General features: G+C 70.7%; 16 protein-coding genes and 1 pseudogene. 7 read left to right on the top strand and 10 right to left on the bottom strand.

The annotated features are described in order from the left end of the window. The first annotated feature begins 26 nt into the window (after positions 1 to 26). Positions 27 to 917, top strand: a complete 891-nt coding sequence (locus ACWDRW_RS20190; protein WP_451724978.1) for a LysR substrate-binding domain-containing protein — start codon at positions 27 to 29, stop codon at positions 915 to 917. 4 nt (positions 918 to 921) lie between these two features. On the opposite strand, the gene narI is transcribed toward ACWDRW_RS20190, so the two are convergent. From narI to ACWDRW_RS20165, 5 genes are all read right to left on the bottom strand, one after another. After that, on the bottom strand, positions 922 to 1644 hold the full coding sequence (gene narI / locus ACWDRW_RS20185) for a respiratory nitrate reductase subunit gamma (RefSeq protein WP_451724977.1): 723 nt from the start codon (positions 1642 to 1644) through the stop codon (positions 922 to 924). Continuing rightward, entirely contained in the window at positions 1641 to 2135 is a 495-nt protein-coding gene (narJ, locus tag ACWDRW_RS20180; protein ID WP_451724975.1) for a nitrate reductase molybdenum cofactor assembly chaperone, read from the bottom strand. Before narJ ends, narI begins: the two co-directional genes overlap by 4 nt. After that, complete coding sequence (narH, locus tag ACWDRW_RS20175) at positions 2135 to 3733, bottom strand: nitrate reductase subunit beta (protein WP_451724972.1); 1599 nt, start codon at positions 3731 to 3733, stop codon at positions 2135 to 2137. Before narH ends, narJ begins: the two co-directional genes overlap by 1 nt. After that, positions 3733 to 7401, bottom strand: coding sequence for a nitrate reductase subunit alpha (locus ACWDRW_RS20170; RefSeq protein WP_451724969.1), 3669 nt, complete (start codon positions 7399 to 7401; stop codon positions 3733 to 3735). The genes narH and ACWDRW_RS20170 overlap by 1 nt, the downstream gene beginning before the upstream one ends. 178 nt (positions 7402 to 7579) lie before the next feature. Further along, positions 7580 to 8443, bottom strand: coding sequence for a helix-turn-helix domain-containing protein (locus tag ACWDRW_RS20165; RefSeq protein WP_451724968.1), 864 nt, complete (start codon positions 8441 to 8443; stop codon positions 7580 to 7582). A gap of 246 nt (positions 8444 to 8689) precedes the next feature. On the opposite strand from ACWDRW_RS20165, the gene ACWDRW_RS20160 reads away from it, so the two are divergent. After that, entirely contained in the window at positions 8690 to 9115 is a 426-nt protein-coding gene (locus ACWDRW_RS20160; RefSeq protein WP_451724967.1) for a hypothetical protein, read from the top strand. On the opposite strand, the gene ACWDRW_RS20155 is transcribed toward ACWDRW_RS20160, so the two are convergent. Further along, entirely contained in the window at positions 9097 to 9897 is an 801-nt protein-coding gene (locus ACWDRW_RS20155) for a helix-turn-helix domain-containing protein (protein ID WP_451724966.1), read from the bottom strand. The genes ACWDRW_RS20160 and ACWDRW_RS20155 overlap by 19 nt on opposite strands. Before the next feature lie 131 nt (positions 9898 to 10028). Here ACWDRW_RS20155 and ACWDRW_RS20150 point away from each other — a divergent pair, with 131 nt between their 5' ends. Both ACWDRW_RS20150 and ACWDRW_RS20145 read left to right on the top strand, forming a co-directional pair. After that, positions 10029 to 10334, top strand: a complete 306-nt coding sequence (locus tag ACWDRW_RS20150) for a 4a-hydroxytetrahydrobiopterin dehydratase (RefSeq protein WP_451724965.1) — start codon at positions 10029 to 10031, stop codon at positions 10332 to 10334. A 7-nt stretch (positions 10335 to 10341) separates the two neighbouring features. Then, on the top strand, positions 10342 to 11085 hold the full coding sequence (locus tag ACWDRW_RS20145; RefSeq protein ID WP_451724962.1) for a class I SAM-dependent methyltransferase: 744 nt from the start codon (positions 10342 to 10344) through the stop codon (positions 11083 to 11085). On the opposite strand, the gene ACWDRW_RS20140 is transcribed toward ACWDRW_RS20145, so the two are convergent. Next, complete coding sequence (locus ACWDRW_RS20140) at positions 11054 to 11566, bottom strand: hypothetical protein (protein ID WP_451724959.1); 513 nt, start codon at positions 11564 to 11566, stop codon at positions 11054 to 11056. The genes ACWDRW_RS20145 and ACWDRW_RS20140 overlap by 32 nt on opposite strands. Beyond that, positions 11563 to 12042 carry a hypothetical protein gene (locus ACWDRW_RS20135; protein ID WP_451724958.1) on the bottom strand — a complete coding sequence of 160 codons (480 nt, stop codon included), beginning with the start codon at positions 12040 to 12042 and terminating at the stop codon, positions 11563 to 11565. Before ACWDRW_RS20135 ends, ACWDRW_RS20140 begins: the two co-directional genes overlap by 4 nt. Positions 12043 to 12081: 39 nt before the next feature. Here ACWDRW_RS20135 and ACWDRW_RS20130 point away from each other — a divergent pair, with 39 nt between their 5' ends. The 3 genes and pseudogenes from ACWDRW_RS20130 to ACWDRW_RS20120 all read left to right on the top strand — a co-directional run bounded on the left by ACWDRW_RS20130 (position 12082) and on the right by ACWDRW_RS20120 (position 15736). After that, entirely contained in the window at positions 12082 to 13020 is a 939-nt protein-coding gene (locus tag ACWDRW_RS20130) for a helix-turn-helix transcriptional regulator (RefSeq protein WP_451724955.1), read from the top strand. 41 nt (positions 13021 to 13061) lie between these two features. Then, positions 13062 to 14935: pseudogene (locus ACWDRW_RS20125) on the top strand (rhamnogalacturonan lyase). A 126-nt stretch (positions 14936 to 15061) separates the two neighbouring features. Next, the gene (locus ACWDRW_RS20120; protein ID WP_451724952.1) at positions 15062 to 15736 is read left to right on the top strand and encodes a hypothetical protein; all 675 of its coding nucleotides are present in this window, start codon (positions 15062 to 15064) and stop codon (positions 15734 to 15736) included. 58 nt (positions 15737 to 15794) lie between these two features. Here the strand turns inward: ACWDRW_RS20120 and ACWDRW_RS20115 are convergent, their stop codons facing one another. Together ACWDRW_RS20115 and ACWDRW_RS20110 are read right to left on the bottom strand one after the other, a co-directional pair. Continuing rightward, positions 15795 to 18452, bottom strand: a complete 2658-nt coding sequence (locus tag ACWDRW_RS20115) for a cellulose binding domain-containing protein (protein WP_451724950.1) — start codon at positions 18450 to 18452, stop codon at positions 15795 to 15797. A gap of 260 nt (positions 18453 to 18712) precedes the next feature. Continuing rightward, positions 18713 to 21631: a glycoside hydrolase family 48 protein gene (locus ACWDRW_RS20110; RefSeq protein ID WP_451724949.1), complete on the bottom strand. Its 2919-nt coding sequence runs from the start codon at positions 21629 to 21631 to the stop codon at positions 18713 to 18715. Positions 21632 to 21916 lie beyond the last annotated feature (285 nt).

Genomic DNA, 21916 nt, shown 5'->3' with positions numbered 1-21916 from the left:
ACCGCAGGTCAAGGTAGGCTGACCGCATGCCAGAGCCTGACCTCGACCTCCGCCTGGTCCGGTACTTCACCGTGGTCGCCGAGCACCGCCACTTCGGCCGTGCCGCCGCCGCCCTCGCCGTCGCCCAGCCGTCCCTGAGCCGGCAGATCCGGCGGCTGGAGCAGCAGCTCGGCGCGCGGCTGCTCGACCGCACTCCCCAGGGCAGCCGGCTCACCGAGGCCGGGGAGGTCTTCCTGCCGCTCGCCAAGGCGCTGCTGCGCTCCGCGGGCCAGGCGGCGGCCCGCACCCGGGCCGCCGCCGAACCCAGCCGGATCACCGTCGGGTACACGACGAACCTGATCGTGACCCCGGCCGTGCGGGAAATGCGCCACAGGTACCCGGACGCCGAGGTGCGGGCCCAGCACCTCGAGTGGGACGACGCCCGGCGGGCGCTGCTGGACCACCGGGCGGACGCGGTGGTGACCCGGCTGCCCATCCCGACCGAGGGTCTGCATGTCACGATCCTGTACGACGAACCCAGAGTGGTGGTGCTGCCCCTCGACCACGGGCTGGCGGGAAAGGAGTTCGTCACGCTCGACGACATCGCGGACGAGCCCCTGCCGCGGGTGCCGGGCGCCCATCCGGCCTGGGAGGCCTTCTGGCGCATCGACCCCCGCCCGGACGGCCGCCGCGCCCCCGACGGCCCCGAAATCGCCGCCCTGGAGGACAAGTTCGAACTCATCGCCTCCGGTCAGGCGATCGCCATCACCGCCGACTCGGGCGGCCGCGGCCCGCGCCCGGACGTCACCCACGTCCCCCTGCGTGGGGTGGAGCCCAGCCACGTCGTCCTCGCGACCCGCGCCGACGACCGCGGCCGGCTCGTCACCGCCTTCCGCAGAGCCGCCCAGGCACAGCTCACCGGGCCCCCGCCGCCCTGAGCCCTCAGTACTTGGCCCGCTCCCAGCCGCGCCGTTCGGGACGGGGGCCGAGCTGTCGGGGGTCCCGGGTGCGGTAGACCACGTACGGGCGGAAGAGGTACTGGACCGGCGCGCTGAACATGTGCACCAGCCGCGTGTACGGCACCAGCGCGATCAGCGCCATGCCGATCACCGCGTGGACCTGGTACAGCACCGGGACGCCCTCCATCCGGCCGGTGTCCGGGCTCAGCGTGAACAGGCTGCGGGCCCAGGGGGCCATGGAATGACGGTAGTCGTAGCCGTCGCCGGAGGAGTGGCTCAGCTTGGCGACCAGGCCCATCACGATCGCCGCGACCAGCACCAGGTACATCAGCTTGTCGTTGGCGGTGGTCGCGCGGAACACCGGCGCCCGGGTGCGGCGGCGGTAGACCAGCAGCGCGATCCCGGCGACGGTGACGATCCCGGCGGCGGTGCCGCCGTAGAGGGAGAACAGGTGGTAGGTGTGCTCGCTCACCCCGAGGGCGTCCGTCCACGACTCCGGGACGAACAGGCCGATGACGTGACCGACCAGCACGAAGAGGATGCCGTAGTGGAAGGCGGGTGAGGCGATGTTCAGCAGCTTGGACTCGTAGACCTGCGAGGAGCGGGTGGTCCAGCCGAACTTGTCGTAGCGGTGGCGCCAGACCAGCCCGGCGACGAGCAGGGCGAAGGCGACGTACGGCAGCACGCCCCAGAGGAGTGTGGTCATCGGCGCACCCCGGTGCGGGTGGTCGGCAGCGTGGCGCACACGGCGTCCAGGACGGTGGCGTACGGCGTGCCGAAGTCGGTGAGCCGGGAGCGGAGTTGCTCCAGGCCGTCGCGGTGCTCGGTGAGCAGGTCGGTGTTGCCGGTGCGGGCGGCGAACTCCAGCACCGCGGGCAGGAAGTCGGGCAGCTCCTCACCGCTGAACTCCAGGCCCGCGTCACGGTAGAGCGCCTTGAAGCGGACCAGCGACATGCCGCGCCGCCGGGTGTCGCCGTCCCGCCACCAGCTCAGGTACAGGCTGTGCCGGTTCTTGAAGTCGAAGACCTGCACATAGTGCGCGGCCAGTTCCCGGGGATCGGTGACCGCGGCGTGGTCGGTGAACTCCCTCAGCTGCGGAGCCGCTTCACGCAGCAGGGGCAGCCGGGCGATGAAGTCGTCGTCGGGGTAGGTCAGGCAGAGCGCAGCCGCCTGGTACAGCACCGCGTCCGAGGGCATCAGGTCGTCTCCTCCGCGTCGTCCGAGGTCTGCCGTCTGCGCAGCACGTGGAAGTTCTCCACCGACACCAGCGGCAGCAGTCTGCGGCCCGAGTCCTGGCCGAACGGTCCGTCGCCGCCCATGCCGGGACCGCCGTCGTAGTCCAGGGAGCAGTCCTGCGGCAGCGCGGACTCCTCCAGGCGGCGGGCGTCGCCCACGGCGGAGGTCGGGATCACGTACCGGTCCTCGTACTTGGCGATGGCCAGCAGCCGGTACATCTCCTCGATCTCGTCCGGCTCCATGCCCACGGCGGCCGGCACCGAGGGGTCGGGGACCTCGCCGAGGTTCAGGGCCCGCATGTGGGAGCGCATCGCGGCGAGCTTCTCCAGCGAGGCTCGCACCGGGGCGGTGTCACCGGCGGTGAAGACCTCCGCCAGGTACTCCAGCGGGATGCGCAGCGTGTCGATCGCGCCGAACAGGTTCCCCGCCTCCTCGCCGTCGTGCCCGGTCTCCGACAGCGCGTCCACCACCGGCGACAGCGGCGGGATGTACCAGACCATCGGCATCGTGCGGTACTCCGGGTGCAGCGGGAGCGCCACCCGGTACGTGCTGATCAGTCTGTGCACGGGGGAGCGGCGGGCCGCCTCCAGCCAGTCGTACGGGATCCCCGCCTGCTCCGCCGCCCGCCGGACCTTCTCGTCCTCCGGGTCGAGGAAGACCCCCAACTGGGCCTCGTACAGCGCCTTCTCGTCCTTGACGGACGCGGCGGCGGTCACCTTGTCGGCGTCGTAGAGGACGACCCCGAGGTAGCGCAGCCGGCCGACGCAGGTCTCCGAGCAGACCGTCGGCAGACCCACCTCCAGACGCGGATAGCACAGGGTGCACTTCTCGGCCTTGCCGGTGCGGTGGTTGAAGTAGACCTTCTTGTACGGGCATCCCGTCACGCACATCCGCCAGCCCCGGCAGCCGTCCTGGTCGACCAGGACGATGCCGTCCTCCGCCCGCTTGTACATCGCGCCGGACGGACAGGACGCCACACAGGACGGGTTCAGGCAGTGCTCGCAGATGCGCGGCAGATAGAACATGAAGGTCTGCTCGAACTCGAACCGCACCTTGTCCGAGGCCTGTTGCCGGGTGCGCTCGACCATCGGGTCCAAGTCGCCGTAGGCGGGGGCGCCCGCGAGATTGTCGTCCCAGTTCGACGACCACTCGATCTTCATCGGTTTGCCGTCGAGCTGCGAGACGGGCCGTGCGACGGGATAGTCGTCGCCGAGCGGGGCGTCGGTGAGGTTCTTGTAGTCGTACGTCCAGGGCTCGTAGTAGTCCTTGATCTCGGGGAGCCTGGGATTGGAGAAGATCCCGGCGAGCTTGCGCAGCCGCCCGCCCGCCGTCAGCTTCAGCGCGCCCCTGCGGTTCAGCTCCCAGCCGCCGCGCCAGCGCTCCTGGTCCTCGTAGCGGCGCGGATAGCCCTGTCCCGGGCGGGTCTCGACGTTGTTGAACCAGACGTACTCCATGCCCCGGCGGTTGGTCCACGCCTGCTTGCAGGTGACCGAGCAGGTGTGACAGCCGATGCACTTGTCGAGGTTCATCACCATGGCGATCTGGGCCATCGGACGCATCAGTACTGGACCTCCTGGCTGCGGCGGCGGATCACCGTCACCTCGTCACGCTGGTTGCCCGTAGGTCCCAGGTAGTTGAAGGCCCAGGACAACTGGGCGTAGCCGCCGATGAGATGGGACGGCTTGAGGATCAGCCGGGTGAGGGAGTTGTGGATGCCGCCGCGCGCGCCGGTGGCCTCGGTCCTCGGCACGTTCACCGTGCGCTCCTGGGCGTGGTGCAGGTAGACCGTGCCGGCCGGCATCCGGTGCGAGACGACAGCGCGGGCCACGACCACGCCGTTGCGGTTGACGGCCTCGATCCAGTCGTTGTCGACGACGCCGATCGCCTCCGCGTCCTGCGGGGACATCCAGATGTTCTGGCCGCCGCGCGAGAGCGCCAGCATGAACAGGTTGTCCTGGTACTCGGAGTGGATGGACCACTTGTTGTGCGGGGTGAGGTAACGGACCGTCACCTCAGCGGTGCCGTCCGGGCCCAGGCGCGGTTCGCCGAACAGCCGGTGCATGTCCAGGGGTGGCCGGTACACCGGCAGCGCCTCGCCCAGCTCGTGGATCCAGTCGTGGTCCAGGAAGAAGTGCTGGCGCCCCGTGAGGGTGTGCCAGGGCTTGAGGTGCTCGGTGTTGAGCGTGAACGCCGTGTAGCGGCGCCCGCCCGACTCGCTGCCCGACCACTCCGATGAGGTGATCACCGGCACCGGTGCCGCCTGGGTGTCGGCGTAGGTGACGCGCTTGCCCTCGTGCTCGGCGGCGAGGTGGGCCATCTCCTGACCGGTGCGCGCCTCCAAGGTGCGGAATCCCTGGGTGGCCAGGCGGCCGTTGGTGGTGCCGGACAGGGCGAGAATGGTGTTCGCCGCCTTCACGGCCGTGTCGAGGGCCGGACGGTCCTCGAACGCGACGCCGTTGAGCTGCCGCAGGTGCTCGACCTCCTCGTCCGGCATCAGCGCGATTCCCTTGGCGGGCAGGCCCAGCCGCTCGACCAGCGGGCCGAGGGCGGAGAACTTCGCGCCGATCTTCGTGTAGTCCCGCTCCACGACCGTCAGGTTCGGCATGGTCTTCCCGGGCACGGGATCGCACTCGCCGCGCTTCCAGTCCCGGACGACACCGCCCGGCTGGGCGATCTCGCCCGGGGTGTCGTGCTGGAGGGGCGAGGCCACCAGGTCCTTGCGCACCCCGAGATGGCCCTCGGCCAGCTCGCTCAGCCTCTCGGCCAGGGCCTTGAACGTGTCGAAGTCGGTGCGCGCCTGCCACGGCGGGTCCACGGCCGGAGTGAAGGAGTGCACGTAGGGGTGCACGTCCGTGCTGGACAGGTCGTGCTTCTCGTACCAGGTCGCGGCCGGCAGGACGACATCGGAGAGCAGCGTGGAGGAGGTCTGCCGGAAGTCCAGCGACAGCAGCAGATCGAGCTTGCCCTCGGGAGCCTCCTCCCGCCAGGTCACATCACGCGGGCGCTCCTCGGGCCGCGCCTCCTCGGCGCTCAGCGACGACTGCGTGCCCAGCAGGTGTTTGGTGAAGTACTCGGCGCCCTTCGCGGACGAGCCGAGCAGATTGGCCCGCCAGAGGGTCAGCACCCGTGGCCAGTTCTCCGGCGCGTCCGGGTCCTCGCAGGCGAACTTGAGGGTGCCCGAGCGGAGTTCGGCCACCGCCTTCGCCACCGGGTCGCCGAACGCCTCACCCAGCTCCAGCGGATTGCGGTCGAACGTCGGGTACGACGGCATCCACCCCGACCGCGCCGACAGCGCCAGGCAGTCCGCGCCCGTCATCCCCTCCAACCGGCCCTCGCCCAGCGGCGAGGCCAGCACGTCGGCGGTGAAGCGGTCGTAGCGCCACTGGTCGGTGTTGAGGAACCAGTACGCGGTGCCGATCATCTGGCGCGGCGGGCGGGACCAGTCCGAGCCGGCCGCGAGGGTGGCCCAGCCGGTCACCGGGCGGCACTTCTCCTGGCCGACGTAGTGCGCCCAGCCGCCGCCGTTGCGGCCCTGGCAGCCGGTGAGCTGGAGCAGGGCGAGGAAGGCGCGGTAGATCGTCTCCGAGTGGAACCAGTGGTTCGTGCCCGCACCCATGAGGATCATGCAGCGGCCCTTGGAGCGCTCGGCGGTCCGCGCGAACTCCCGTGCGATCCTGACGCACTTGGCGGCCGGGACCGAGGTGTGCACCTCCTGCCAGGCGGGGGTGCCGGGCGCGTCCGCGTCCTCGTAGGAGGCGGGCCAGCTGCCGGGCAGACCGGGCCGGGAGACGCCGTACTGGGCGAGGAGGAGGTCGAGAACCGTTGTCACCAGGGGGCCTTCCGGGCCGCCGAGGCGGGTGGCGGGGACGCCCCGGCGCAGGACGTCTCCCTGGCCCTGCTCCGTGTCGAACCGCGGAAGCAGCACCTCGACCCCGGCCGCGACACCGCTGCCGTGGAGACTCAGCCGCGGTGTGATGTGGCCGAGTTCGAGATTCCAGTCGCCCTTGCCGGAATCCGTCCAGCGGAAGCCCAGGGAGCCCTTGGGGACGACCGCGCGTCCGGTGACCTCGTCGAGGACGACCGTCTTCCACTCGGCGCCCTCGCCGCTCTGGCCCAGGTCGGAGGCGCGCAGGAACTTGCCGGGGACGAGCGAGCCGTCCCGTTCGGTGAGCGTGACCAGGAAGGGCAGGTCGGTGAACCGCCGTACGTAGTCGGTGAAGAACGGCGTCTCGCGGTCGACGAAGAACTCCTTGAGGACGACATGGCCCATCGCGAGCGCCAGCGCGCCGTCCGTGCCGGGGTGCGGATGGAGCCATTCGTCGGCGAACTTGGCGTTGTCCGCGTAGTCGGGGGCGACCACCACGACCTTCTGGCCGCGATAGCGGGCCTCAGCCATCCAGTGGGCGTCCGGGGTGCGGGTGACGGGGACGTTCGAGCCCCACATCATCAGGTACGCCGCGTCCCACCAGTCGCCCGACTCCGGTACGTCGGTCTGGTCGCCGAAGACCTGCGGGGAGGCGACGGGCAGGTCGGCGTACCAGTCGTAGAACGACAGCATCGGGGCGCCGATCAGGGAGTGGAAGCGGGCGCCCGCCGCGTGCGAGACCATCGACATCGCGGGGATGGGGGAGAAGCCGGCGATGCGGTCGGGACCGTACGCCTTGATCGTGTGGACGTGGGCGGCGGCCACGATCTCCACGGCCTCGTCCCAACTCGCCCGCACCAGACCGCCCTTGCCGCGTGTCCGCTGGTAGCGGCGGCGGCGCTCGGGGTCTTCCTGGATGTCGGCCCAGGCGAGGACGGGATCCCCCAGGCGCTGCTTGGCCTCCCGGTACAGCTCCAGCAGTACGCCCCGGACGTAGGGGTGGCGGACCCGGGTGGGGGAGTAGGTGTACCAGGAGAAGGCGGCCCCGCGCGGGCAGCCGCGGGGCTCGTACTCGGGGCGGTCGGGGCCGACGCTCGGGTAGTCCGTCTGCTGGGTCTCCCAGGTGATGATGCCGTCCTTGACGTACACCTGCCAGCGGCAGGAACCGGTGCAGTTCACCCCGTGTGTGGAGTTCACGACCTTGTCGTGGCTCCAGCGGTCCCGGTAGAAGGCGTCCGCCTCGCGCCCGCCGGTCAGCGCGACGCTGTGCAGATCCGGCGCGGGAGTACCGGGCCGGAAGAACCGCCCGGCCTTCAGCAGCGCCGCCCCGGGCTCCGTGGGCGGTGTCTGGGTGTCGGTCACGTGCGCTCCCTTGCTTGCCCGTGGTCTCGAACCTAGGGCGGCGCCGGGGAGCGCACCTGCTGACGGCACCCGTACGGGTCAGAGCACGGGAGCCGGGGACGCAGGGGACCGGGCCCCGGGGGCGTGCGCCCCGCGCGGCACCGTCCCGTCCGCGGCGAGGGTCCGATGGGCCGGCCGCTCAGAAGTCGACGCGGCGTTCCCTCAGGAGTTTCCTGGTGCGGTCGGCGGAGGCGGCGCCCGTGGACATGTGGTCGAGGACCTCCAGATGGGCCGCGACCTCCGTGCGGGAGTCCAGGTACAGCGCGCCGGTCAGATACTCGGTGAACACCATGTCCGGCAGCTCGGGCTCGCCGAACCGGAAGAGGGTGAAGGGCGCGTACGTGCCGGGGTGCGGGCCGCGGGCGAACTCGGCTATCTGCAGCGTGATCCGGTCCCGCTCGGCGAACTCCAGCAGTTTGTCGATCTGTTCGCGCATCACCGAGGGGTGGATGCTCACCGGCCGCCGCAGCACCGTCTCGTCCATGATCACCCACAGGTGCGGCCGGTCCGGGCTCTCCAGCAAGCGCTGCCGCTCCATCCGCAGCGACACGTGCCGCTCGATCATCTCCGGCCCGGTCTGCCCGATGGTGCCGGCCTCCAGCACAGCGCGCGCGTAGTCCTCGGTCTGGAGCAGGCCCGGCACGAAATGAGGCTCGTAGGAGCGGATGATCCGCGCCGCGCCCTCCAGGCTCACATACAGGCTGAACCAGTCCGGCAGGACGTCGTGGTACCGCTGCCACCAGCCCGGCTGGTTCGCCTCCTCGGCCAGCGAGACGAAGGCGGCCGCCTCCTCCTCGGGCACGCCGTACGTCTCCAGCAGCACCTGTACGTACGGGATCTTCAGGGAGACCTCGGCCATCTCCATCCGCCGGACCGTCGCCGGGGCCACCCGCAGGACCTTCGCGGCCTCCTCGCGTTTGAGCCCGGCCGCTTCGCGCAACTCCTGCAACCGCTTGCCCAGCACCACCTGACCCACGGTCGGCGCAGGCCGCCGCTCACTCACGCCACGCCTCCCCTACGCGCCGAAGTACCCGTGCAGTCTGCCATGTTCCGCTTCCGCTCTCACGGGTTCGTCGGTGAGGCGCTCGCCACTGCCGGGACCGGCATTACCCGGGAGGTAATCGACCAGGTCGGGTGGGCGCGCGATCGTTGAGTCACCGGGTTCCGGGTCGGCGCACTCCGATCCGGGACCCGGGTTCCCCTACCGGCTCCAGTCCGACAGCTCCTACCCGACGGAGGGTGATTCGTCATGTCCGCGCACCAGATCGCCGTGCTCGCCCGGACCTCCGACCCGCAGGCCGTGCTGCGCCGCTTCCTCGCCCTCGACGCGGTGGTGACCGGGGGCAACGCCCTGGCCTACCTCGCCCTTTCCGGTCCGCTCGGGCGGCTGCTCGGAGTGGACTCCGGGCTGCTGCTCGGACTCGGCGCTTTCCTCGCCGTGTACGCCGGTGGCGTCGGCTGGCTTGCCTCGCGCGAGCGGCCCGGCACGCTTCCCGTGCGGGTCGTCGTCGAGGCCAACTTCGGCTGGGCCGCGCTCAGTCTGCTCGCCCTCGCGGTGTGGCTGTCGCCGACCGCGACCGGCGCGGTGTGGACCGTGCTCCAGGCGCTCACCGTGGCCGGGTTCGCCGTGCTTCAGCACATGGCGCTGAGGAACCGTCAGGGCAGGAGTGTCTGAAGGTACTTGACCGTCGCCGGGTCGGCCGGGAGCAGTGTCTCGATGGCCAGCTCGGCGACCGTCACGTCCATCGGGGTGTTGAAGGTGGAGATCGAGGAGATGAAGGACAGCGTCCGGCCCTCGTGCTCGATCTGCAAGGGCAGGGCGAAGTACGGGACGGGTTCCTCCGGCTCGGTTCCCGCACCGGTCTCCGGCACCGGATATCCGGCCACCTCCTCGTACAGCTCGCGCAGCGGCTCCGAGCGGTGCAGCGCGATCTGGCGTTCCATCTGGGCGAGCAGATGGCCGCGCCACTCGCGCAGGTTGCGGATGCGCGGGGCCAGTCCCTCCGGGTGGAGGGTCAGGCGCATGGCGTTCAGCGGGGGAGCCAGCAGATGCTCCGGGATGCCGTCGAGGAGCATGAGGATGCCCCGGTTGGCCGCCTGCACGTTGTACATCGCGTCCACCACGATGGCCGGATACGGCTCGTAGCCCTGGATGAGCCGCTCCATACCGGCGCGTACCGCGTCCAGCGCCGGGTCGTCCAGCGGGGTCTCCGGGTAGCGCGGGGCGTAACCCGCGGCCAGAAGAAGGGCGTTGCGCTCCCGGACCGGCACGTCGAGGTGTTCGGCGAGCCGCAGGACCATCTCCTCGCTCGGCCGGGACCGGCCCGTCTCGATGAAGCTGATGTGCCGGGCCGAGGAGTCGGCGCGCAGGGCCAGCTCCAGCTGACTGACCCGGCGCTGCTCCCGCCAGGCCCGCAGGAGGGGGCCGACGCCCCGGTCGGTGGAAGTGACGGTCATATGACGACCGTAGACGAAGAAGCGCCGCCCGCGGGCGGACCTCCGCGAAGGCACCCCTTCTGACCAGGGCTTCGGCCCTGCCTGTGTGGCAGTCTGGAAGGGAAGCCCGCAGCCCAGGAAGGAGCGGCGTCATGGCCGTCGAACCGTTGTCGCAGAAGGAGATCGAGGACCGGCTCGCGGAGTTGCCGGGCTGGTCGCTCGACGGTGACCGCATCGCCCGTTCCTACCGGCTGTCCTCGCACTTCGCGGCGGCCGCGATGGTCGTCCACATCGCCCGGGTCCAGGAGGAGCTCGACCACCACTCCGACCTCACGCTCGGCTACCACAGCGTCTCCCTCTCCGTGAACACCCACAGCGTGGGCGGCGCGGTGACCGAGAAGGACTTCGAGCTGGCGCGCCGGGTCCAGGAGCTGGCCGCCGGGCACGGGGCCGAGTGAGGGGCGCGTGCTCGACTACGACAAGGAAGCCGACGCCTACGACGTGACCCGCGGCGGCGAACCCCGGGCCGCCGCCGCGGCCGAGGCGGTGCTCGGGCTGCTTCCCGAGGGTGCCGGGAGCCTCCTCGACGTGGCCTGCGGCACCGGTATCGTCACCCGGCGGCTCGCGGCGGCGCGGCCCGCGCTGCGGGTGACCGGCGCGGATCTGACGTACGCAATGGCCCGGATGGCCGCGGCCCGGCTGCCCGGCGCGGTCGTGCTGGCCGACAGCCGCCGGCTGCCGTTCGCCGACGGGACCTTCGACGCGGTGACCAGTGTGTGGCTGCTGCATCTGCTCGACCGGGGCGACGACATGGGTGCCGTGGTCGCCGAATGCGCGCGGGTGCTGCGGCCCGGCGGGGTCTATGTGACGACCGTCGACAAGGCGGCCGCCCATGACGTCGGCAGCGACATCGACACCGTCCTCGCCCCGCGCCCGCGCCGCGGCGCCCCCGACGCCGCGGCCCGGGTCGAGGCGCGCGCCGCCGAGCACGGCCTGGAAGCCGTCGGCAGCGCGCGTTTCACGGGCGTCGGCCAGGGCCGCAGCCCGCGTGGCACCGCGGCCGACCTGCGGCGCGGCTGGTTCACCCAGCTCGCGCCAGGCGACCCGCTCACCGAGCGCTTCGCCGCCGCCCTGGAAACCCTCCCCGACCCGGAGCTTCGCCGCCCCGATCCGGTGTTCACCCTGCGGGCGTTCCGGAAGGCCGGGTGAAGTCCATGACCCAGTTGGTCAGCCAGGTCTCTCCGCCGTCGAGGGAGAACGCCTGCTCCCAGCGGGCCGTGGCCGGGGAGACGCCCGACCAGACGAAGCGGACCCGCACGTCCTTGCCGACGGGGGTGCCCCCGCTCGAGCGAAGCCGAGAGTGGGGGAGGGTGTCGTCGCCGTAGAACTCGCCCCGGTCACCGTCGAAGTGGCCCACGACCGGCGGGAAGAGCCTGCCGCTGCGGCTGGAGGACCAGTTCAGGGACCACTGCCGGGTCTCCCGGTCGAACAGGCGCAGGGTCAGACCCTTGGAACCGAGGTGCGGCATGTCGATCTCGTCGATGTTCGCCGCCCCGTCGAACAGGCTCCAGCAGCGCGAGGCGCCCGGGAACTCCTCCCAGTCGCTGTCCGGGTCGAGGAAGTCGGTGCGGCGGCGGTGATGGACCACCCAGTCCCCGTGGAAGAAGTCGAAGTCGTGCGCGGTGCTCATGAACGCTCTCCTGTGGTTCCCTCGGGCATCGAGTCGGTCAAGTAGGCCTCCAGGTCCGGCACTTCGGGGGCCAGCAGGTGCCGTACCCAGGCGTCCCGTTCGTGCTGGACGGGGGGCAGTTCCCAGACGCAGCCGATCCAGGGCCGGTCCGTGGGGACGAAGTGGGTGGGGTCCTGGTCCGGGCAGCCCAGCACCGGCTGGCCGGCCGCCGCGCCCCGGAAGTGCAGCACGTTGTCCCACACCCAGCTGTAGGCGTTGAGGTAGGCGCCGGTGTCCCCGCCCCGGTGCAGCACCACGAAGGTCACGGGCGGGGTGCCGTCGGCCTCCGGCAGCAGTTTCGGCAGGATCGCGTACGCCGCCTCCGCCACCTCCGGCGCGATTCCGGCGGGGTCGGCGGTGACGTGGTAGCGCTTGATCTTGCGGCCCGCCACCTCGATCGGCGGCGGCACGGTCAGCAGTTTCTCCGTGAAGGGCATGCCCGCACGCTAGGAGGGCTTCACTGACATCATGTGTCAGTGAAGTCCAGCCGTCTCGTCTCGATCCTCCTGCTCCTCCAGACCCGGGGCCGGATGACCGCCGCCCAGCTCGCCGCGGAGCTGGAGGTCTCCGTCCGCACGGTCTACCGGGACGTGGAGGCGCTGAGCGCGGCCGGAGTGCCGCTGTACGGCGACGCCGGGCACGCGGGCGGCTACCGCCTGCTGGACGGCTACCGCACCCGTCTCACCGGCCTGACCGCCGACGAGGCCGAGGCCCTCTTCCTCGCCGGGGTTCCGGGCCCGGCCGCCGAGCTGGGCCTCGGCTCGCTGCTGGCCGCCGCCGAGCTGAAGGTGCGCGCCGCGCTCCCGGTGCAGGCCGACCGGATCAGCCGCCGCTTCCATCTCGACGCCCCGGGCTGGTACGCCGACGGTGACGAGACCCCGTTCCTCCCGGCCGTCGCCGACGCCGTCTGGAACAGCCGGGTGCTGAACGTGCTGTACCGCCGCTGGCGCGAACCCACCGACGTCGAGCGCCGCCTCGAACCGTACGGTCTGGTCCTGAAGGCGGGCCGCTGGTACGTGGTGGCCGGGCCCGGCCCGCGCACCTTCCGAGTCGACCAGATCCTCGAACTGCGCGCATCCGAGGAGGAGTTCGGCCGCCCGGACGACTTCGACCTCGCCGCCTACTGGGACCGGTACCAGCGCGACTTCCAGGACCGGCTGTACCGGAGCGAGGCGGTGGTCCGGCTGGCCCCGGGCCGGACCCTCCCGAGGGCCCGCGAGCTGCGGACCGAGCCCGACGGCTGGACCCGCGCCACCGTCCCGATCGAGTCCGTCGACCACGCCCACGGCGAGTTCCTGCGCCTCGGCACGGACGTCGAGGTGCTCCAGCCCACCGAGCTGCGCACGAGGATCGCGCGTACGGTCGCCGAACTGGCTCGGAAATACGGCAACTTCGCGGACGACAGCGGCGACTGAGGGGGAACGGAACCCATCCGTCCTCCCAGGAGGTACGTCTCGTGCAGCACCCGCACAAGCACCGCAGACGCAGGGCCGTCCTGACCGCGCTCGGCGCCACGGCCGCGCTCGTCGCCGCCGGGCTGACCTCGCTCACCGGCGCCACCCCGGCCGCGGCCGCCACCGCCCGCCAGGTGGAGGCGCTCGACCGGACGTGGTCAGCGTCCACACCGGCAGCGGCAACCTGGTCAGCTGGCGCTGGCTCGGCACCGACCCCGACAGCGTCTCCTTCAACCTCTACCGCGCGGGCACGAAGGTCAACGCGACCCCGGTCACCGGCTCCACCAACTACTTCCACTCCGGCGCCCCCGCGCACGCCGACTACACGGTCCGCGCGGTCGTGAACGGCGTGGAGCAGGGCGACTCCGTCCACGCGATCCAGTTCCGCACCGGCTACAGGGACGTCCCGATCAGCCCGCCCGCGGGCGGCACCACCCCGGACGGCGTGGCCTACACCTACGAGGCCAACGACGCCTCCGTCGGCGACCTCGACGGCGATGGCGCCCTGGACCTGGTGCTGAAGTGGCAGCCCACCAACGCCAAGGACAACTCCCAGTCGGGCTGGACCGGCAACACGATCGTCGACGGCGTCAGACTCGACGGCACCCGGCTGTGGCGGATCGACCTGGGCCGCAACATCCGCTCCGGCGCCCACTACACGCAGTTCCAGGTCTACGACTATGACGGCGACCGCATGGCCGAGGTCGCGATGAAGACGGCGGACGGCACGGTCGACGGGGGCGGCACGGTGATCGGCAGCCCGTCCGCCGACCACCGCAACTCCAGCGGTTACGTCCTCTCCGGCCCCGAGTACCTGACCATGTTCAACGGGCGGACGGGCCGGGCGATGCAGTCCGTCGACTACGTCCCGGCGCGCGGCACGGTGTCGTCGTGGGGCGACTCCTACGGCAACCGCGTCGACCGGTTCCTGGCGGGCACCGCGTACCTGGACGGCGTCCGGCCCTCCCTGATCATGGCGCGCGGCTACTACACCCGGAGCGTCATCGCCGCCTGGGACTGGCGTAACGGCGCCTTCACCCGCCGCTGGACGTTCGACACCAACTCCTCCACCAACTCCGGCAAGGGGTACGACGGTCAGGGCTCGCACAGCCTGTCCGTGGGGGACGTCGACAACGACGGCAAGGACGAGATCGTCTACGGCTCGATGGCGGTCGACGACAACGGCAACGGCCTGTGGACCGCGAGGACCGGCCACGGCGACGCCCAGCACCTCGGCGACCTCGACCCCTCGACCCCGGGCCTGGAGTACTTCAAGGTCTCCGAGTCCACCTCCCAGCCGGCCGAGCTGTACCTCAACCCCGCGAACGGCAGCATCCGCTGGCAGCTCGCCGCCTGCTGCGACAACGGGCGGGGTGTGGCCGGGGACGTGTACGCCGGGAACGACGGGGCCGAACTGTGGTCCGCGTCGGACACGGGCATCCGGGACGAGGCCGGGGCCATCAAGGGCCGTGAGCCGTCCTCCGTCAACTTCCTGTCCTGGTGGGACGGGGACCCGGTGCGGGAACTCCTCGACGGCACCCGGATCGACAAGTACGGCGTCTCGTCGGACACCCGGCTGCTGACCGGCGCCTCGGTCCACTCCAACAACGGCACCAAGGCCACGCCGTCCCTGTCGGGCGACATCCTCGGCGACTGGCGCGAGGAGGTCATCTGGCCGACCAGCGACAACACGGCCCTGCGGATCTACTCGACGCCGTACGAGACCGGCACCAGGATCACGACCCTGCTGCACGACACGATGTACCGCACGGGTCTGGCATGGCAGAACACCGCGTACAACCAGCCGCCGCACCCGAGCTTCTTCCTCGGCAACGGCATGCCCACGGCACCGCGTCCGGCGGTGTACGCGCCCTGAGGCCCGGCGTCCTGCACCCGATGGGGGCAGGACGCCCTCTCATCAGCACGTTTTCATCACAAGGGCTCCACATTCCCCCCTTCACCAGGCAAGATTCAATTCTCAACAGCAATCCCTGGGGGGATCATGAGTCAGCAGTTCACGCCGCCGCCCATGCCCGGATACGGGCCGCCGGTCGCGCCCCCGCCGCGGAAGGGGCCGCGTACGGCCCTCATCGCCACGGCCGCCGCCGTGGTCGCCGCGGTGCTCGCCTCGGCCGTCACGGCCGGGGTCAGCGGCGGCGACAGCGAGGCCAAGCCCGCGCCCACGGTGACCGTCACCAAGACGGCCCCCGCCGCCGAGTCCGAGTCCGGGTCCGGGTCCGACGCGGACGCCGGGTCCGAGGAGCCGGCCGCCGAGGAAGCCGGCAGCGGCGACTCCTACAGCCTCTCCGACACCGTCGCATACGAGAACGACGTCGAGGTCAGTCTCTCCGGGTTCGGCCGGGGGGTGTCCAGTGAGTACGCGGCCCCGGAGAACACGCCCTACGTCAAGTTCACCATCAAGGTGGTCAACAACTCCGACGCGACGGTCGACGCCAACCAGATGACCGTCAACTGCGTCTTCGGCGACCAGGGCAAGGAGGGCGAGGCCATCTACGACGAGGGCCTCGACGGCCTCCCCGACAGCAAGATCCTCGCCGGCCGGTCCCTCTCCGTCCCGTGGGCCTGCGAACTCCCGAAGAAGGAGACGTTCCTCCAGGTCGAGGTCGCGCCCGACTGGGACTCGGAGGAGTCCGTCTTCGCCGGTGACGTGAAGTGACGTAGAGACAGGAAGAAGGGGCGCGCACCGGCGTACGGCACGCGCCCCCTCCGCTCCGTCAGCTCACCGCGCAGGACTGGCCGCCGACCTTGAAGGCGGTCGGTTTGCCGTTCGTACCCGTCCAGTTGCCGGTGAAGCCGAAGCTCACCGAGGCACCGGCCGCCACGTTCGCGTTCCAGCCCACGTTCTTGGCCGTGACCGCCGCACCCGACTGGGAGTGCTCGGCGTTCCACATCTGCGAGATCGTCTGGCCGCCCGGGAAGGTCCAGCCCAGGGCCCAGCCCGACCAGGCGCCCGTGCCGGTGTTGGTCAGCTGGACGTCCGCCTGGAAACCGCCCTGCCACTGATGGGTGATCTTGTACGTCACCGCACAGGCGCCGGTCGGCGTCGGGTCGGGGCCGGGATCCGTGCCGCCTGAGCTGTCGGACGAGTCGCCGTAGATGATCCCCCGGCCGTTCGTCGCGACATAGACCCGGCCGTAGACCCTCGGGTCACCGGTGATCGCCGCACCCGTCCAACCCCACTGGTGGGCGTCGTCGTTGACGCGGGTCCAGGTGGCGCCCCGGTCGGTGGAGCGGAAGATGCCGCGCACCCCGCCGATCTTCGCGCTGGTGTAGAGCGTCTGGTACGACGCCCCCGGCGCCGCCTTTCCGAAGCCGATGGTGTCGGCCTGCTCCACGTTCGCCAGCTTGGTGAAGCTCGTACCGCCGTCCGTCGAGTGCCACAGCCCGTACGCGCCGTCGCTCGCGCCACCCGCCAGCCACACATCGCCCTTGCCGCCGGGCAGGGCCTTGAAGCGGACACTGTCGCCGCTCGGCAGGCCGGTCGCGGCGGAGGCGGTGAACGTCGCGCCGCCGTCCTTACTGACGTAGAACTTGCCGGACTTGAAGCCGTAGAAGACCTTCGGGTCGACCCGGTCGGACTCGACGATCGCCCCGGCCGGAATCCCGGAGGAGGCGGTCCATGAGGTGCCGAAGCCCGTCGCGTGGTGCACGCCCGCGCCCTGCGGGCTCCACACGAACCGGCTGCCGTCGGCCGCCGCCGCGACCGTGCCGCCGCCGCTGACGCCCGAAGGGTCCGTCCCCGCGAACCAGTTGGCGCCGTTGTCGCTGGAGAACGCGATGTGCGGGCCCGAGTCCAGGTTGCCCACCCGGACGACCGTGTTCGGGTCGGACTCCGCGAAGTCCAGACTGGTGGTCGTGGTGAAGTTCGGCTGGGTGAACATCATCGACGGGACCTTGGTGAGATCGGTGTGCCGGAAGCCGCCGATGTCCCCCAGGGCACTGAGCAGCGGGGCGCCCGACGGGGGAGAGGCCAGGTCCTGGACGGCCGTCTCCTCCAGGCCCCGCACCATCGGCTTGATGGTGAACCGGGTGCCGCTGTCCCAGTTGGTGAGGTTCTCGGTGCCGTAGATCGTCGCGCCGGTGCCGTACATCATGCGACCGGAGTTGAACGGGTCGATCTCCAACGCCTCGGTCATCCAGCCGAGTTTGGGCGTCTGCTCGGGCGGGGTGGGATGGGCGTCCCAGGTCAGCCAGGGGGAGTAGGAGACGTCCATGGTGTAGCGGTTGGCGCGGTCGGGGTACGACGTGTAGTCCCAGGCCTTCGTCCAGGTGGCGCCGGAGTCGGTGGAGCGGAAGATCTGGGTGTCGGGCCACCAGGAGCTGTACGCCGTGGCCATGACCGTGCCGGGGTCCTGCCGGTCGACGGTGAGTCCGCCGAAGCCGTAGTAGGTGTCCGCCTCCGCCACCGGGCTGATGTTCGTCCAGGCGCCCGTCGCCGTCGCGTACCGCCACAACTGGCCCTTGCCACCGTCGTAGGGACCGCCCTTGTCGCTGTACGACAGGTAGAGGTGTCCGTTGGTCGCGTCGAGGACGCCCTTGTGGGCCAGGTAGCCGGTGGGCTGCCCGGCGACACGGGACCAGGTCGCGCCCGCGTCCGTCGAGCGGTACACCGAGTTCTGGAGGTCGGCGACCCCGACGTAGATCGTCCGCGTCGCGCTCCCGGGCGTGCCCGTGGACTCGTCGAAGGTGACCCAGACGACGCCTTGGTTGTCCGAGGCGTAGCCGCTGGTGTCGCTCGGATCCTGGGCGTAGTTGCCGGCGTTGGGGAAGTTCGTCACCTGCGACCAGGTCGCGCCGTAGTCCGTCGACCGCCACAGGCCCTTGCCGCTCGGCGCGCCCAGATACAGCACGCTGTTCCTGTTCGGGTCGATCGCGAGCCGCTCGCCCATGCCCCGGCCGGGCATGTTGCCGCCCAGCTTGAACGGCAGGTCCGCCTTCTGCCAGCCGGCGCCCCGGTCCGTGGAGCGCAGCACTGCTCCGTTGCCCGGGTCCCAGCTGTTGGTGTACGTGCCCACGGCCGCGTACACCCGGTCCGGGTCGACCGAGTCGGAGGCGAGGCTGATGACGCCGGTGTGGCCCCAGTCGTCCCAGCCCACCGAGTCCAGCAGCGGGGTCCAGGTCTGGGAGGACTCGACCCAGCGGTAGGCGCCGCCGATGTCGGTGCGGGCGTAGGCGAGGTTCTTCTCGGTGCGGTTGAAGACGATGCCGGGGACGAATCCGCCGCCGTCGATCCGGGCGTTCTTCCAGGTGTAGGTGTCGGCCGTGATCGACACGGACTTCTCGACGGGCTCGGCGCCGACCGCGGGCGGGGCGCCCGCGAGCAGGCCGGCCGCCAGCGCGAACACGGCCGTGAGGATGCGGGTTCTTCGCACGGGAGTCCTTCCGGTGGGGGTGGACGGACGGGAGGTGGCGGCAAGCGCTTTCCGTGCAGGGTGAAAGGTGCCGGGCGGCCCCCAGTGCGGGTGAGGGCCGCCCGGCTGGTCGGTCCCGCCGTCAGGTGACGGGACCTCGTACGCGGAACCACCGAGCGACTCCGGGATGAGCCGTGCCCGTGAGTGCGTGGGGAACTGCGCGACCGGTGCGGACTCGCAGTCGGACACGGCCCAACCCGCGGAGCGCTTCGCGGGGCGGGTTATTCGAGCAGCTCCGCGTACGAACCCATGGCCAGGGCGATGTCCGCCTGGGCCCAGAAGCGGTGGTACGTGAAGGACGGGACCGCGCCGCCGGCCAGGTACGCCTCGATCTTCGACCAGGCCGGGTCGTCCTCGTAGAAGGAACGGATCGAGTCGAACGTCGACGAGGAGTTGATCGCGTCGCCGTTCGGCATCGTGCCCGTCCAGCCGCTCGGGACGTAGACCGGGTCGTCGAACCGGTTGTAGTCGGCGCGGTTCTCCGGGACGGCGATGCCGAGCGCGTCCTGGTGGTTGTCCCACATGCCGTCCAGCAGCGCCTTCGCCGTCGTCGCCGCCTGGGTGTCACCCGAGCGGTCGGCGTAGTACGTCAGGGTCTTGGCGTACGCGGCCGCCACTCCGACGTCGTTGGTGTAGTCGGCGACGGTGACGTGAAGTCCCGTGTTGGCGCCGGGATTCGTGGCGTTCCAGGTGTCGGGCTGGCCCGACCACTGCAGCGTCGACGGGATCCGGTAGGTGCCGTCCGGGTTGATCGTGGTGTGCGCGAGCGCCCAGTCGACCCACTTGTCGAGGACCGCCTTGGCGGACGCGTTGCCCGTCTGCTGGTAGTACTCGGCCACCCGCTCCATCGACCACGCCTGGAAGCCGAACCACTGGTTGGACGGCGGGTCGTGGTAGACGGGCTGCTGGTCGTAGTACATGCCGTAGAAGGTCGACTTGCCGGCCGGCGGGGTCGCGTAGCGGCCCGCCCAGCTGTTGGTCGCCCCGCCCGCGATCGCGCCCTCGCTGGACTGCAGCCAGCGGTAGAACTCGATCTGGCGTTCCAGGGACTTGGCCCAGTCCGCCTGTCCCGTCGCCGACTTCGGCTTCAGGTCGGCGTAGTTGGCCAGCGCGTACGCGGCCATCGGGTTCTGGTAGCCGCCGTGCGTGTGGCTGGAGCCGATGCGCCAGGCCCAGCCCGCCGAGGTGTCGGTGGCCCCGCCCCAGGCGTAGTACCAGGAGAGCAGGTAGAACGAGGAGTCCTTGCCGGTGCCGGCCGGGCAGGCCGACGGTCCGACGCAGTTGCCCACCTTCTTGAAGTACTTGTCGTACATGGCGTAGCGCAGATAGTCGCCCATCTTCGCGGCCTTGGCGACGGTCGCGGAGATCTGGCTTCCCTTGCCCTGCGCGTCCGCCCACTTGTCGGCCCAGTACGCGGCCTGCACCGCACGCGCGTCGGCGTCCGGGGCGTTGGTGAACTTCCACTGCTTGGCGTAGGAGGAGTCACCGGTGAACAGGTCCAGGTACCCGTTCCTACCGCCGTACTTGAACGCGTCACAGGTCGGCTGCGGCACCGTCTCCCACACCGACTCCTGCACGCCGCGCTGGAAGGTGTTGATGTACGACGGACCGGTGTCCGCGGGCCCCGCCTCGCACTTGCCGGGCGAGTTGCCGTAGCCGTAGACGTTGTCCACGTCCTGGAGCCAGTGCATGCCGTACACGTCGTCCGTGCCGTACGCGCTCTTCAGCTCGGCCGCGATCGGGTCCGAGCCGACCGACACCGAGGTGTCGAGGCGGGCCGGGTACTCGTTCGGGGTGTCCAGCTCCGGCGCGTAGGTCGCGGGCTTGGAGGCGTTGTAGAAGGAGTTCGTCGGCTGGTCGGCGTGGGTCGGGATCATGTACTTCTCCATGATCTCCCAGGCCCCGTTGAACTTGGACCAGTCACCCGTGACCTTGCCGTACATGGCCTGCAGCCACAGGAGGTAGCTGTACGCCTCCGACGTGGTCTCGTGGCCGTGGTCCGGGGCCTCGACGATCAGCGTCTCGACCGAGTGGTAGGGGATGCCCTCGGGGGAGAAGTAGCCGTTCGCCGGGTTGGTGATCTTCCCGTACAGCTCCAGGAAGCGGGCGTCGTACTCGCCCGACGCCTCGACCTGGGTGACGGTCACCGCGGCCTTGGCATGGCCGTTCGCGGTCGACTCGAAGGTCGCCGCGCCGGTCCCGGAGGAGTCGGCGGTGACGGTCACGCGCTGCGCGGTGTTCCAGTTGGAGGGGGTGAAGACGAGCGAGGCCCCGCCGGTCACCGACAGACCGGTGTTGCCGCTCGCGCGGGCGGTGGTGACGGTCACGTCGGCCGAGGGCCGCGTCGACAGCTTGACGTCGTACGTGCCCGTCTTGCCCTGCTGCACGGCCAGTTGAGTGGTGGAGGCCACCACGGCCGGTCCCGAGGCGACCGTGATGCCGACCGGCGTCGACTCCGCGGACGCGCCCAGGCTGTCGTACGCCTTCGCCAGCAGGGAATGACTGCCCACGGTCAAGCTGGAGACCGAGAGCGAGTAGGGCGCGCTCGTGTCCGTGCCCAGCAGCGTGGTGTCGTCGTAGAACTCGACCTTGCTGATGGTGGCGTTGTCGGCCGCCGCCGCGGTGGCCGCGAGCGGTACCGCGTCGCCTTGCGAGTAGACCGCGCCCGCGGCCGGGCTGGTCAGCACCGTGATCGGGGGCTGGTGGGCGCCCGTGCAGGTGGTGCCGTTGATCGCGAAGGAGCTCGGCGCGGCGTTGGTGCCGCTGTAGCTGAACTGCGCCCCGGTGGAGACCGCGGCGCCGGCGGCGATCCGGCCGTTGTACGACGCGTTCTTCACGGTGATGCCCTGGCCGGACTGCGACCAGGTGCCGTTCCAGCCGTTGCTGAGCCTCTGGTTGCCCGTGTAGGCGTACGTCAGGGTCCAGCCGTCGATCACATCGCTGCCGCGGTTGGTGATCGTCACGTCCGTGGTGAAGCCGGAGCCCCAGTCGTTCGTCTTGTAGTCCACGCTGCACTGGAGCGGGGCCGCCTGCGCGGGCGTGGTACCTGTCGCGAGCAGCGTGAACGGAAGCGCCAGAGCGGCGACGACGGCCGTCCAGGCGCGCCTCACCACTCTTCGTCTCCGGGGTGGGGGATGCATGTGCTGGTTCCTCCTTGCGGCTCGGAGATGTCAAGGCTTGAACCAGTGGGAGCGCTCCCATAGTGGAGACGGGGGTGCAAGGGGTCAAGATGCTTGAAGAGTCGAAAAGATTCGACAGGCGGGCTTGTGCAAAAGTCGGCAACTCCCCTGTCCTTTGCCGTCACTTGGCGCTAACTTCGTTGACACCAGTGGGAGCGGTTCCATCGCTCGGCGCGTCCGTCACGACCCGCCCGAGCCGCAAGGAGTCGCTCAGGCGAGACATCCCGCGTTCAGAACTTCCAGCAG

Source organism: Streptomyces sp. NPDC003635 (assembly GCF_053587635.1).
Note: the sequence above shows the minus strand (reverse complement) of the source record. Positions and strands in the feature narration are given on the sequence as shown.